Raw genomic sequence first — 12476 nt, 5'->3', positions numbered from 1 at the left:
AATAAGTAACAACGGCTATGTTTGCGGGGAAAAGAGACAATGGTTAAAAGCGTGTAGTTAATTGCATTCGGTGTGAATGTGGATGAGTGGAAAAATATGCGCAAGACATTGAATTTAGGTCATTTATAGAAATATCATTGCTAACTAAGCTTTCTGACAAAAATTTGATATTGAGGGTGATAAGGTGAGCTAGCATTCAACTTTTTCAACGCTAGCCTACTTCTATGAAACTCATCTTCTCCAATAAATCCAAGGGCTTATTACTTCTCGCTCTGAGCCTATATTGTCTATTGCCATTCTTTTTATTTGGTTCTGATTTTAACTTCTCGAATAAGGTAGATGAGTTTGTCGGCGCGCTGATCACTTATGTTACGTATTCTGCAGGTAGTCAGGGATTCCTTATTACTTTGCTAGTGCTCGGTATTATGCTCTTGAGACTGCGTTTACCCGCCTCTAAGTTGGTCAGTGTTGGAGTTCAACTGGTGATTCTGCTTGGCTTGAGCTTTGCCGCCAAGACTTACCTTAAACACGTGACCGAGAGTCCAAGGCCCTATGCTGTGTATTTAGCGGAGCAACAGGTCGTTGATTTACCAGAAGCATTTTATGAGTTGCCACTGCTCGCTAAGAATGACGCGATCGTGCAGATGTCGAGCGTGGTCAGTGATTGGCGAACGATTCATTGGCTCGGCGAAACAGACTATTCATTTCCTTCTGGGCATATGATCTTTGTTGGTATTTGCGTGGCGTTTTTTGGTGGTTTATTTTGGCAGGCGCGCAAGTTTATGTGGGTAGGTGCGTTGTTAATTTGGGCTGGAGGCGTGGCATATAGTCGAGTTTGGTTGGGTATGCATAGGCCAATTGATTTAGCAGCCTCGATTGCTTTTGCAGGTTTACTATATGGCTTAGTACCCGTGATATCAGCGAACAAGATAGAGCCCTATCTTCCATGTTGGTTTAAGTCATTTAGGGCATTTGGCTAGCTGAAAGCGGTGAAAGTTCAGTGATGAAGTCAGCTGTGATTCATCACTGATTCAATCCCAGTTCAGCCTGCTTTTTCTTCGTTAACCCAAGAGAAACGATCTTATGAGATTGAACGAGGTAGTATTTAAGCTCTTCGACGTCGAGCTGAGTATCGGTACATTGAATCCACTTCATCCCGCGAGAGGCGAAGTAGGGGGCAGGTCGATAACCGGGGGCGTCTTTTAAGAAGTCATAATTTTGATTAGAGGCTTTAAAAATACAAGCAGGCTGATCATCTGGACCCCATCCACCAATCGCAAACACCTTTCCACCCACTTTCCAAACATGAGAATTGTTCCACTGCATCACATACGTGGTCGCGGGTAACGCTTTGCAGAATTCATTAAATTGTTCGTAATCCATTAAGTCATCCTTTCCTAAGATCTTCTTTCATTATTGTCATCGACGCTTTGCCATTCGACAGGTTAACCTGCTAATCCTTGCCATATTGCTGTGACTCCACTAATTGAGCAGAGCAAAAGTGCTCCGATTCGAATTTGTTCTTTAGGCAGAGTTTGTGTAGTCATCAACGCCAGTTTATAGCCTAACCAAGCTGCTGGGAGCAGTGGTAAGGTAATAACCAAATGATGCAACGTAAAAAAGCCAATTGGGATCTGAACAACCAGCGAGATAATTGAGCTGAATACGAAGAAGGCAGACAGATTACCGCGTAGTTGATTGGCATCTTGGTGTTGCAGCAATAGCGCCATTGGCGGACCACCAATGCCTGAACTGGTACCAAAGAAGCCAGAGAAGAATCCTGCAATGCCCATTTTCGCTGGTGTCGGCTCTAATCTGAATGGAAGTAGGCTCACGATGACGGCAAACACAACCAGCAGGCCTAGCCATAAAGATAAGACACTGGTTGATACCATCACCAACAGTGCACCGCCAGCAAGTGAGCCCGGAATTCGACCAAGCAGCGCCACCTTGAGACCACCAATTGAAATATTGCTGCGGTGCTTCATGGCATTGAAGATAGAGATAAACAAACCGACTAAACAGATTGGGGCAGGGACATAATCTGGTGAAACAAGAAATAGTAACGGAGCCGCGACAATAGCTAAGCCAAAACCGATAGCGGTTTGAACGAAAGAGCCAACAAAAATGAGTGCCATTGCGATAATGACTGTCTGATCGAACAGTTCCATGTGCTATCAATCTGCAAATTGGATAAGAAGATAAATACTATAAATTAAAATAGCGTTGCCTGTCCCATATGTCGGCAAAATTTCTGTTAAAAGAGTAGTTTGTCGAGACGAATAGAAAAACGGCCACTCACTAAGAGCAGCCGTTTACTTTCATTAAGCCATTGCCATCTTAAGACGTTCAATTGGCTTATCATTAATTGGTAAATGGATAAGCGCAGCAGCAAAAGCCAGCACGACCGTAGACCACCAAATTGGTTCGTATGAGCCGTAATAATCGTAAATTCGACCGCCAACCCAAGCGCCCAAGAAGCTGCCGACTTGGTGAGTGAAAAATACCAAACCATACAGAGTCGATAGGTAACGCGCACCGAAGATCTGTCTTACTAGACCTGAGGTAAGTGGCACTGTACCCAACCAACAAAAACCAATCGCAGCACCAAAAATCGCTGCTGTAGATTCTGTTACTGGCAGAGTCACAAATGCGCCAATAACTACAGTTCGCACTAGATAAAGAGCCGACATTACATGACGCTTGCTGAATTTATCGCCCATTACGCCCCAAAAGTATGAGCCGAAGATGTTAAAGATACCGACATACGCAAGAGCCATAGCTGCACTACTAGCGGGTAGATCTTTGTCCGCCAAGTAACTTGGTAAGTGAGTTGCAATAAACATCACGTGGAAACCACAAACAAAGAAGCCTGCGTGGATAAGCCAGTATCCTTTGTGCGCAAAGGCTTCGGACAATGCTTGTTTCAGTGTCTGTGAATATTCTGCATTAGCAGTTTGTGTTTTTGCTGCGTTTTTCGACTTAGGAGCTCGCATGAACGGAGCAAACGAAATCATTAAGCAGCATAGTAATGCGAATACTTGCATTGCCGATTGCCAATCAAACTCGTTAAGCATGTACTGCGCACCGGGAATCACTGCGAACATACCAAATGAACCTGCAGCGGTTGTTAAACCAAAGGCTTTTGCAGCGTGTTCCGCAGGGACGACTTTTGCGACAGCACCAAGAACAATCACATAGCTTGTAGCACTCAAACCTAAACCGATCAGCGCGCCGAGAGAGATATATAGCATGCTCGATTCGGTAGAGATGGAAGTAAGAAGTAGACCTACGCCATAAGCACATGCGCCTGCGATGATAATGCGTCGAGCGCCCCATTTGTCGGCAGCCATACCAACAAACGGCTGAAAAACACCAAACAACAGGTTTTGCAGTGCGATCGCAAAGCTAAAGAACTCACGACCAGTGTTGAAGTGCTCGGAAATAGGCATCATGAAAATGCCGAACGATTGTCTGATCCCTAGACTGATGATTAATGTGCCGATCCCAAGCCATACCAGTAAGGGAAAGCGGAAAATACTCATTCTAATACTCTTAAATTAATGATGATGTGCAGACATGTCATGTTCACCCATGTCGTGGTGGTGTTCGTGCCCAGAATGCTCATGCGCAGACTGCTGGTGACACCCACTACTTACAGCGTGCTGAGCCAAAAGATCGAGCAATGGTTGGCTATGATGAACCACCACTAAACTGATGACCAAAAACAGAGTCATTCTGGCGAGCTGGGCAAAAAGAGATTGTGAAAACATAAGGGTTTTACATGCGCTCAATGTTGTAAGAAGGCGCGCATCTTAAAGAGAGTCTGCACATGAGACAAATGACGATTTGTGATTCAATCTATGCGTTTTGTGCATAGATAAGAGAGCATCAAACTTGCTTAGTGAAATCGAACCCTTAAGCCTGCCAGCTTGTTATATAGAGTGATATATAACGCATTGTAATCAATGGCTATTTATTGGGTTGTAAACAAAACAGTACGATTTGAGTTACATTGATCACACTCCATAAACTCGACATATTCCTTAAAAATCGTGACCCTAGTGCCGAAATCGCTTCAGGATGAGCGAGAAAAGTTTCGGAATTTAAGGGAGAGTCATCCAAATGGACAAAGATCATAACCTCAGAGAGAACCTGCTTGCATTAACCCTAGGTAGTGCATTGGTGTCGCTCGGTGTTATCTTTTTCAATCAAGTAGGGTTGCTGACTGGCGGTACTGCAGGGTTAGCTATCTTCATTACCAAGATCACAGAGCTTAGCTTTGGTCAGGTTTTCTTCGCGCTTAACTTACCTTTTTATATTTTATCTGTTACCCGTATGGGCTGGCGCTTTACGATCAATACCTTTATTGCTGTATCTATCGTTTCGTTCGCAGTTGATCATCTGTATCACGTTATTCAGATTGCAGAGATCAACAAGGTGTACGCAGCAATGCTTGGCGGCGGACTCATCGGTACAGGTATGCTGGTGATCTTTAGACATAAGATGAGCCTAGGTGGCTTCAACATCTTGGCTCTATACCTTCAAGAGCGTTTTGGTATTCGCGCAGGTAAGGTACAAATGGGCTTGGACTGTACTATTGTTATCCTGTCATTGTTTATCGTCGACATTTCACTGATTCTTCTGTCGGTATTAGGCGCGGTGGTGACCAATCTGATTTTGGCTATGAATCATAAGCCAGGTCGCTACCAACCAGTGGCGCCACAGCCTGCAAGCAGCAATTAAACTGAATGCCGTAAACAAGAAAAAGCCAGCGAGATTGCTGGCTTTTTCGTTTTCTACGTCTTGTTCCTAGGGGTATCTATACGTTGAATTAGAATTGTGGTTAACACTTGCCACAATTGCTGTCTGGTTTTAGGTCACAATCAATAACACTGCCGTGCTTGTCTAAAGATAGGTGACAGCACTCTTCAAATAACTTCTTGAGTTCTTCTCGGCTTCTCTGCACCTGCGACTTAATGGTCGAATAGCTCGTGTTTTGGCTTAGAGCGAGCTCTTTCTGACTTTGTCCCTCAATATCGACCGCAAGCAGAAGTGATGCGTTTTTCTCCGGAAGTGCTTGAATAAAGGGTTCAATGCACTGCGCTAGTTGCTGTTTAAATTCAGAGTTCTGATCAAGCTCTGCGAACCATAATTCCTCCGCATCTATGTTGCTGTCACGTTGATCGCGAGCACGCTTGCGATAGAAATCAATGATGGTGCGATTTGCTAACTGAAACAGCCAAGCCTTGATACTGTCGGACTCTTTTACTGTCTCCAGATTCTGATACGTTTTCAGCAAGATCTCTTGCAGTAGATCATCCACATCATCTGGCTGATTGACTTTTGAATGCAAGAAAGCCTTCAGTGCCTGTTGATACTCAGCCCAAACTTGTTCGAGACTCAGGCTCGCGACACTAGCACTGGTCATTGGCGCAACACTCATCTTTTAAGAAGTCGATAACACCATCAAGGCATTCATACTCTGCGACACAGAAAAGTGTGCGTCCCTCACGCCTTTGGCTGATTAGTCCAGCGGATGCAAGGCTAGAGATATGGTGAGAAAGAGTGGATCCTGGGATACCGAGCTCCTCTTGTAAGCCACCAACAGCGATACCGTGATAACCCGCTTTTACAACAGTCTTGTAGATAGATAAGCGAATAGGGTGGCCTAGCTCTTTTAATGCTTTAGCTACAGTTTCTAAGTTCATGATGGCTCCTCAAAATTTAATTCGATAATAGTCGAAATGAATGCTCATTTCAAACCACATCATGCAGTGTTCACTAAGTCATTGATCTTCAGCCTTTAATAAAAATATTTCGATATTTATCGAAATAATGCTTGATCAATCATTTTATATTTCTATAATTCGAGAATATTCGAAATGACATGGATTGAAGAAATATGAAATCTTCACTCTGTAAGTGCTCAACTTGGAGTTAATTATGAACAACGAAATACTCACAATGGCGAAAGAAGCCTTAGACATGTTCGCTTTCTTAGCAACCGAACTGATCATCCTTTTCTTAGCGATTAGCTACATTGTTGGTGTATTGCAGGAATTTCTGACACCAGAAAAGATTCAGTCGATCCTAAGCTCACGCAAAGGAAAAGGTTATGTTGTCGCGGCACTGCTTGGTGCAATCACACCATTCTGTTCTTGCTCAACCATTCCTTTCCTTAAAGGTTTGCTTAGAGCGCGAGCGGGTTTTGGCCCAATGATGGTGTTCTTGTTTGGCAGCCCACTGCTTAACCCTGTGATCATTGGCCTGTTTGTAGTGACCTTTGGTTGGAAAGTGGCGATGTTCTACTTTGCGATCGCAATGACAGTATCTGTTGTCGCGGGTTACGTTCTTGAGAAGCTTGGCTTTGAACGTTACGTGAAACCAGAAGCGTACGAATCAGCTGGCGCGTCAAGCTGTGGAACTACTTGCGGAGATTCAGCACCAAAAGTTGAGAAAAAAGAGTCGTCTTGCGGAACATCTTCATGCGGTGAACCGGCACCAGTAATGGCAAAAGAGACATCATGCTGTGGCACCAAAGAAGAACCAAAAGTAGAAGTATCATGCTGCTCTGCAGATGGTACGGCAACTGCGAAAGTTGTAGAGAAGAAAGAACCAAGCCGTTGGATGCGAATCTGGCTATCGACTTGGAAAGACTTTAAACAAGTGTTCCCTTATCTAATGATGGGTATCGCGATTGGTTCATTCATCTATGGCTTTATTCCAACGGACTTGATTGCTGAATACGCAGGTGAAGGCAAGTGGTACGCGATTCCTATCGCAGCGGTTATTGGTATTCCACTATACATTCGTGCAGAGGCCGTAATTCCTTTGAGTGCAGCTCTCGTGCAGAAAGGTATGGCGCTTGGTTCAGTAATGGCATTGATTATTGGTAGTGCGGGTGCAAGTTTGACCGAAGTGATTCTACTGAAATCTATCTTCAAGAATCAGATGATTGCAGCGTTCCTATTCGTGATTCTAAGCATGGCGATTGGTGCTGGTTACCTATACACATTTATGTTTGGTTAACAAGTTAGCCTAAATAGAAAGATAACCGTAGATAGATAAAAATCTATGTCGAAAGAGCTCACCGAGGTGGGCTCTTTTTTTATGGTCAAGAGAGGCTATTTTTAGTCAAAATATGCTTGTTCTATGTGTTCAACCAATTGAGATGGATTACTTTCGTCAAGCTGTATTGAACGGGAAATGACTTTACTCACTTCAATGTTGTTTCGAATCAAATCGGTGTTCTGTTTAGCGATTCGAACTCCCTCCTAAAGCTACACTTTTTATAGCAGTACATTTTGTGCTGAGTCAGTTAGCGGTTTAGAGATAGGAGGGAATATGTTCGCAATACACAGGGAGTATGAGTTAAAGAACCAGCAAGATTGTCATGCACACATTCAGGTAAATCCAACAGGCAATCTAGAATTTGAAATTTTGGAATCTCATGAGCACCACAATACCGACTTCAATCATCTATCATTTGAATTTGAGGAAGGTAACATCAAAGTGCTAGGGCAAGATCAAGGTGGTAAGCATTGTGATTGGCAGCTGCTATTAGCAGAGAAAGATGCAAAAGAGTTGAATCATCTCGTTGTACTCGCGACAGAGCAGTATGAGACGCTAATGCGAGATTTGTTTTGAAAGCTGGTATTGATGAGTTATCAATATGCTTAAAGTCAAAGCCCGGTGAAATACCGGGCTTTGTTATATGAAGGTCTTGTAACGAGGTTAGAAACCGCGAATATCCAATTCGTTATTAATCAACACAACACATTGGGAAGCAAACAACATGTTAGGGCCTAGACTGATTTTCTCAGTCCCTAGGCGTTTTAAGCTGTTGTAACTCTTCTTTGGCATTGGGATGTGGTCAGTCAATAAGAAGCAAGGATTGTCTGCAATCTCGGCATCGCGGATAAATTCGCCTTTCTTATCCATCATATAAAGCTGGTGGTCTTCGGACAGTTCTTTTACTAGCTTCTCGAAACTGATAGTTCGAACGGTAATCCCCGGCTCAACTTGACGAGTCTCCTCTTTACCCATGCCTTGAGACGCATCAACAGCACGAACAACGGCGGCTAAGAGTGCGCTCTCGTGGAAACCACCAATATTGGTGATGGCGTTTGAATCTACGGTAATAGTACGAGAAAAGTCTTTGGTACTTTCCAACACAAGATGAACGGTAACATCTTTACGATGAGATTGAGCAACGAAGATGGTGTTCATCAACGTGTGTGCCAATATCTCTGTATGAGCTTCTTGACCAACGCCTTCCAAAATCAATTTGCTTTCAGTTGGTGCTGCACGAGCACGCAATACGAATGAACGCATGAAATGTACCTTTCTAGTTATACGGAGCGAATCGAGTTCTCTAAGTCAGTATCAATGATTAACTAACTTGTCGCGGTATGTAACTCCTTTCTCTAAGCTAAGTCAATTAACCAAAGCAGTTTTAAGTACCTTTATTGTTTTTATACGTAGTAAATAGATGGTTAACACATTTAAACATCTAACCGGTTGAGAACCTGTTAGGAGAAATAGAGAATGGCCATCATCTGATATCAAGGAGTTATCAATGGAACTGCAGAAAATCAATAAAGAAGAATATAGGAAGAAGATGAACGTACTGCTAATCGGATTAGTAGCGTCTCTTGCGATTAGTGCGATTGGGTTCGGTGCACTTTTGATTGAGCTGTTTGGTGTTAAGGAGAGCATTGCTGGCGAATCGACAGGCAACTTTCACTTAAACTTGTTTGGGGTCGTTCTGGCGATTGCGTTAAATGCCTTTATCGCATCGAAGATCAAAACCCATCCTTACCTTAATGAGGCTGTGTACGTTTGGAACTTAAAACAGATACACAACCAGATATATAGAAAGCTGAAGAAGATTAAAGCCGCGGCAGATGAGGGTAATCGAAACGCACTTACCGTTCTTTACTTCTACTATACGACGCAAAAGCAAGTCTATGAGCTCGATAACAACACACTTACAATGAATTCGGTTGATTCTTCGATAGATCATATAAAGAAAGAAGCAGAAAAGTGGAGCTTTGAACTGAGTCTGTCTGATTTTAGCAAAGAATTAGTGGCCGAATTTTAGTTGTAGAGTGCGTTTTCGGTGGATGTATAGCCAAAATTAATGGCTTTTGAATTAAAAATAATCATGTAAGCACTTTTTTCGATTTTTTATTAAAAAAGGGGTTGCCAAGTTTTAGATGATCTCTATAATGCCGCCTCACTGACACGGCAGACGCCACAAGGCTTCAGCGGTGATCAGTAAGACGAAAATTCGAAAGAAATTAATTTTCAAAAAAGTGTTTGACACTGAAGATTAAATCGCTAGAATGCACGTCCGCTTTGAGAGGTTTCTTTGTAAAAAGAAAGTTTCAATAAGCAAAAGCTCTTTAACAATTTAAACCTATCAATCTGTGTGGGCACTCGTTGATGAATATCACTAAGTTTGTTTTCGCTTTTATAAGCAAAGGCAAACAGATTCTTCGGAATCAAAATGATTTCAATGAACTGAGTGACCAATTCGAATTGGTACAGCCTTGAGCTGTTTGATTTCACTTTTTAAAGTGAAAACCAATAAGAGCACAGTCAATTCACTATCGTTAGATAGAATCAGTATTCATTGAGTCACAAAATCTTAAATTGAAGAGTTTGATCATGGCTCAGATTGAACGCTGGCGGCAGGCCTAACACATGCAAGTCGAGCGGAAACGAGTTATCTGAACCTTCGGGGAACGATAACGGCGTCGAGCGGCGGACGGGTGAGTAATGCCTAGGAAATTGCCTTGATGTGGGGGATAACCATTGGAAACGATGGCTAATACCGCATAACGCCTACGGGCCAAAGAGGGGGACCTTCGGGCCTCTCGCGTCAAGATATGCCTAGGTGGGATTAGCTAGTTGGTGAGGTAATGGCTCACCAAGGCGACGATCCCTAGCTGGTCTGAGAGGATGATCAGCCACACTGGAACTGAGACACGGTCCAGACTCCTACGGGAGGCAGCAGTGGGGAATATTGCACAATGGGCGCAAGCCTGATGCAGCCATGCCGCGTGTATGAAGAAGGCCTTCGGGTTGTAAAGTACTTTCAGCAGTGAGGAAGGGGGTGTCGTTAATAGCGGCATCTCTTGACGTTAGCTGCAGAAGAAGCACCGGCTAACTCCGTGCCAGCAGCCGCGGTAATACGGAGGGTGCGAGCGTTAATCGGAATTACTGGGCGTAAAGCGCATGCAGGTGGTTTGTTAAGTCAGATGTGAAAGCCCGGGGCTCAACCTCGGAACTGCATTTGAAACTGGCAAACTAGAGTACTGTAGAGGGGGGTAGAATTTCAGGTGTAGCGGTGAAATGCGTAGAGATCTGAAGGAATACCAGTGGCGAAGGCGGCCCCCTGGACAGATACTGACACTCAGATGCGAAAGCGTGGGGAGCAAACAGGATTAGATACCCTGGTAGTCCACGCCGTAAACGATGTCTACTTGGAGGTTGTGGCCTTGAGCCGTGGCTTTCGGAGCTAACGCGTTAAGTAGACCGCCTGGGGAGTACGGTCGCAAGATTAAAACTCAAATGAATTGACGGGGGCCCGCACAAGCGGTGGAGCATGTGGTTTAATTCGATGCAACGCGAAGAACCTTACCTACTCTTGACATCCAGAGAACTTAGCAGAGATGCTTTGGTGCCTTCGGGAACTCTGAGACAGGTGCTGCATGGCTGTCGTCAGCTCGTGTTGTGAAATGTTGGGTTAAGTCCCGCAACGAGCGCAACCCTTATCCTTGTTTGCCAGCGAGTAATGTCGGGAACTCCAGGGAGACTGCCGGTGATAAACCGGAGGAAGGTGGGGACGACGTCAAGTCATCATGGCCCTTACGAGTAGGGCTACACACGTGCTACAATGGCGCATACAGAGGGCAGCCAACTCGCGAGAGTGAGCGAATCCCAAAAAGTGCGTCGTAGTCCGGATTGGAGTCTGCAACTCGACTCCATGAAGTCGGAATCGCTAGTAATCGTAGATCAGAATGCTACGGTGAATACGTTCCCGGGCCTTGTACACACCGCCCGTCACACCATGGGAGTGGGCTGCAAAAGAAGTGGGTAGTTTAACCTTCGGGAGGACGCTCACCACTTTGTGGTTCATGACTGGGGTGAAGTCGTAACAAGGTAGCCCTAGGGGAACCTGGGGCTGGATCACCTCCTTATACGAAGATATTCACGATAAGTGTCCACACAGATTGATACGGTTTAGAAAGTAAAGAGATGAAGATATCCCAATATCTTCAACCAATTTGCTTCTGCTTTTTAAAGCGGAAACAAACTTAGTGTCCCGTTCGTCTAGAGGCCTAGGACACCGCCCTTTCACGGCGGTAACAGGGGTTCGACTCCCCTACGGGATACCATTGGGTCGTTAGCTCAGTTGGTAGAGCAGTTGACTTTTAATCAATTGGTCGCAGGTTCGAATCCTGCACGACCCACCATTTCTTCTTTTAGAAAGCTAATATGTTTTCAAAAAAGAAACTCAAGATGGGGCTATAGCTCAGCTGGGAGAGCGCCTGCCTTGCACGCAGGAGGTCAGCAGTTCGATCCTGCTTAGCTCCACCATTCTTGAGGAATTCTTCTCCACGAGGAATTAAAACTAATGTGGGCGATTAGCTCAGTTGGGAGAGCACCTGCCTTACAAGCAGGGGGTCACTGGTTCGAGCCCGGTATCGCCCACCATCTTTAAGTGCATTAGAGATAGTGCTTTTAAAAATGGTTTTCATTAGCTAGTCATTAGCGAAAGAAACTTGCTCTTTAACAATTTGGAAAGCTGACTGATTACTTAATTGGTTTTCACTTTAAAAAGTGAAATCAAACAGCTCAAGGCTGTGATTAAGTTAATCAAATTAAAAGTTCTCAATGTTTATCTTTAGATAAACACAACACAAACACATTCAAGTGTCTTGTATTCGATTCAAATTTAATTTGAATCACCATTGAGTCCGGCAAACACGTAATGAGAACTAACCCTTCTTATTACAACCAAAAACCTTGGTGATTTATCATCAACTCGAAACTTCTTCGGGTTGTATGGTTAAGTGACTAAGCGTACACGGTGGATGCCTTGGCAGTCAGAGGCGATGAAGGACGTATTAACTTGCGATAAGCCCAGATTAGGTAGTAAAAACCTTTTGAGTCTGGGATTTCCGAATGGGGAAACCCACTTACATAAGTAAGTATCTTGTTGTGAATACATAGCAACAAGAGGCAAACCGGGGGAACTGAAACATCTAAGTACCCCGAGGAAGAGAAATCAACCGAGATTCCGAAAGTAGCGGCGAGCGAAATTGGATTAGCCCTTAAGCTTTTAATGATGCAGGTGAAGGCTCTGGAAAGTGCCGCAATAAAGGGTGATAGCCCCGTAACCGACACATCATAATCAGTGAAATCGAGTAGGGCGGGACACGTGATATCCTGTCTGAATATGG

The 12476-nt window shown here is 44.1% G+C and carries 12 protein-coding genes, 4 tRNA genes and 2 rRNA genes; 11 read left to right on the top strand and 7 right to left on the bottom strand.

All coding sequences use genetic code 11. The features are described from left to right. The first annotated feature begins 224 nt into the window (after positions 1 to 224). The gene (locus AC6R05_RS19185) at positions 225 to 980 is read left to right on the top strand and encodes a phosphatase PAP2 family protein (protein WP_500648335.1); all 756 of its coding nucleotides are present in this window, start codon (positions 225 to 227) and stop codon (positions 978 to 980) included. Positions 981 to 1023: 43 nt separating this feature from the next. Here the strand turns inward: AC6R05_RS19185 and AC6R05_RS19180 are convergent, their stop codons facing one another. From AC6R05_RS19180 to AC6R05_RS19165, 4 genes are all read right to left on the bottom strand, one after another. Further along, positions 1024 to 1383 carry an MmcQ/YjbR family DNA-binding protein gene (locus AC6R05_RS19180; protein ID WP_500648334.1) on the bottom strand — a complete coding sequence of 120 codons (360 nt, stop codon included), beginning with the start codon at positions 1381 to 1383 and terminating at the stop codon, positions 1024 to 1026. A 62-nt stretch (positions 1384 to 1445) separates the two neighbouring features. Beyond that, positions 1446 to 2171 (bottom strand): sulfite exporter TauE/SafE family protein, encoded by a 726-nt coding sequence (locus AC6R05_RS19175; RefSeq protein WP_152470224.1) that lies wholly within the window; start codon positions 2169 to 2171, stop codon positions 1446 to 1448. A gap of 153 nt (positions 2172 to 2324) precedes the next feature. Continuing rightward, on the bottom strand, positions 2325 to 3545 hold the full coding sequence (locus tag AC6R05_RS19170; RefSeq protein ID WP_500648333.1) for an MFS transporter: 1221 nt from the start codon (positions 3543 to 3545) through the stop codon (positions 2325 to 2327). A 15-nt stretch (positions 3546 to 3560) separates the two neighbouring features. Then, positions 3561 to 3773, bottom strand: coding sequence for a hypothetical protein (locus tag AC6R05_RS19165; RefSeq protein WP_500648332.1), 213 nt, complete (start codon positions 3771 to 3773; stop codon positions 3561 to 3563). 352 nt (positions 3774 to 4125) lie between these two features. On the opposite strand from AC6R05_RS19165, the gene AC6R05_RS19160 reads away from it, so the two are divergent. Continuing rightward, positions 4126 to 4746: a YitT family protein gene (locus tag AC6R05_RS19160; protein ID WP_500648331.1), complete on the top strand. Its 621-nt coding sequence runs from the start codon at positions 4126 to 4128 to the stop codon at positions 4744 to 4746. Between the two features lie 100 nt (positions 4747 to 4846). Here the strand turns inward: AC6R05_RS19160 and sigZ are convergent, their stop codons facing one another. Both sigZ and AC6R05_RS19150 read right to left on the bottom strand, forming a co-directional pair. Continuing rightward, positions 4847 to 5431, bottom strand: a complete 585-nt coding sequence (sigZ, locus tag AC6R05_RS19155; protein ID WP_500648330.1) for an RNA polymerase sigma factor SigZ — start codon at positions 5429 to 5431, stop codon at positions 4847 to 4849. Then, positions 5418 to 5711 (bottom strand): ArsR/SmtB family transcription factor, encoded by a 294-nt coding sequence (locus tag AC6R05_RS19150; protein ID WP_032553409.1) that lies wholly within the window; start codon positions 5709 to 5711, stop codon positions 5418 to 5420. The genes sigZ and AC6R05_RS19150 overlap by 14 nt, the downstream gene beginning before the upstream one ends. Positions 5712 to 5946: 235 nt before the next feature. On the opposite strand from AC6R05_RS19150, the gene AC6R05_RS19145 reads away from it, so the two are divergent. Both AC6R05_RS19145 and AC6R05_RS19140 read left to right on the top strand, forming a co-directional pair. Then, complete coding sequence (locus tag AC6R05_RS19145) at positions 5947 to 7032, top strand: permease (RefSeq protein ID WP_500648329.1); 1086 nt, start codon at positions 5947 to 5949, stop codon at positions 7030 to 7032. A gap of 315 nt (positions 7033 to 7347) precedes the next feature. After that, positions 7348 to 7650, top strand: a complete 303-nt coding sequence (locus AC6R05_RS19140; protein WP_152470228.1) for a hypothetical protein — start codon at positions 7348 to 7350, stop codon at positions 7648 to 7650. 87 nt (positions 7651 to 7737) lie between these two features. On the opposite strand, the gene trmY is transcribed toward AC6R05_RS19140, so the two are convergent. Continuing rightward, the gene (gene trmY / locus AC6R05_RS19135) at positions 7738 to 8337 is read right to left on the bottom strand and encodes a tRNA (pseudouridine(54)-N(1))-methyltransferase TrmY (RefSeq protein WP_500648328.1); all 600 of its coding nucleotides are present in this window, start codon (positions 8335 to 8337) and stop codon (positions 7738 to 7740) included. 244 nt (positions 8338 to 8581) lie between these two features. On the opposite strand from trmY, the gene AC6R05_RS19130 reads away from it, so the two are divergent. The 7 genes from AC6R05_RS19130 to AC6R05_RS19100 form a co-directional block, all read left to right on the top strand. Beyond that, positions 8582 to 9106 (top strand): DUF3087 domain-containing protein, encoded by a 525-nt coding sequence (locus AC6R05_RS19130; protein ID WP_408692630.1) that lies wholly within the window; start codon positions 8582 to 8584, stop codon positions 9104 to 9106. A 551-nt stretch (positions 9107 to 9657) separates the two neighbouring features. Beyond that, a 16S ribosomal RNA gene (locus AC6R05_RS19125) occupies positions 9658 to 11210 on the top strand. Positions 11211 to 11332: 122 nt separating this feature from the next. Then, positions 11333 to 11408, top strand: a tRNA-Glu gene (locus AC6R05_RS19120). Between the two features lie 2 nt (positions 11409 to 11410). Continuing rightward, positions 11411 to 11486 (top strand) — tRNA-Lys (locus tag AC6R05_RS19115). A 48-nt stretch (positions 11487 to 11534) separates the two neighbouring features. Then, positions 11535 to 11610: transfer RNA gene (locus AC6R05_RS19110), tRNA-Ala, on the top strand. A 41-nt stretch (positions 11611 to 11651) separates the two neighbouring features. Beyond that, positions 11652 to 11727 (top strand) — tRNA-Val (locus AC6R05_RS19105). A gap of 353 nt (positions 11728 to 12080) precedes the next feature. Beyond that, a 23S ribosomal RNA gene (locus AC6R05_RS19100) occupies positions 12081 to 12476 on the top strand; the annotation flags it as partial.

The sequence above is a fragment of the Vibrio sp. R11-SG3-ISO9 genome (assembly GCF_059834255.1).
The sequence above is the reverse complement of the archived record's forward strand: the minus strand, read 5'-3'. Positions and strand labels throughout refer to the sequence as shown.

Bases quoted from the DNA above. Each gene is read 5' to 3' on its own strand.
- trmY (WP_500648328.1), bottom strand. From the start codon at position 8,337: ATGCGTTCATTCGTATTGCGTGCTCGTGCAGCACCAACTGAAAGCAAA.
- AC6R05_RS19170 (WP_500648333.1), bottom strand. From the start codon at position 3,545: ATGAGTATTTTCCGCTTTCCCTTACTGGTATGGCTTGGGATCGGCACA.
- AC6R05_RS19130 (WP_408692630.1), top strand. From the start codon at position 8,582: ATGGAACTGCAGAAAATCAATAAAGAAGAATATAGGAAGAAGATGAAC.
- AC6R05_RS19165 (WP_500648332.1), bottom strand. From the start codon at position 3,773: ATGTTTTCACAATCTCTTTTTGCCCAGCTCGCCAGAATGACTCTGTTT.
- sigZ (WP_500648330.1), bottom strand. From the start codon at position 5,431: ATGACCAGTGCTAGTGTCGCGAGCCTGAGTCTCGAACAAGTTTGGGCT.
- AC6R05_RS19175 (WP_152470224.1), bottom strand. From the start codon at position 2,171: ATGGAACTGTTCGATCAGACAGTCATTATCGCAATGGCACTCATTTTT.
- AC6R05_RS19150 (WP_032553409.1), bottom strand. From the start codon at position 5,711: ATGAACTTAGAAACTGTAGCTAAAGCATTAAAAGAGCTAGGCCACCCT.
- AC6R05_RS19180 (WP_500648334.1), bottom strand. From the start codon at position 1,383: ATGGATTACGAACAATTTAATGAATTCTGCAAAGCGTTACCCGCGACC.
- AC6R05_RS19140 (WP_152470228.1), top strand. From the start codon at position 7,348: ATGTTCGCAATACACAGGGAGTATGAGTTAAAGAACCAGCAAGATTGT.
- AC6R05_RS19185 (WP_500648335.1), top strand. From the start codon at position 225: ATGAAACTCATCTTCTCCAATAAATCCAAGGGCTTATTACTTCTCGCT.
- AC6R05_RS19145 (WP_500648329.1), top strand. From the start codon at position 5,947: ATGAACAACGAAATACTCACAATGGCGAAAGAAGCCTTAGACATGTTC.
- AC6R05_RS19160 (WP_500648331.1), top strand. From the start codon at position 4,126: ATGGACAAAGATCATAACCTCAGAGAGAACCTGCTTGCATTAACCCTA.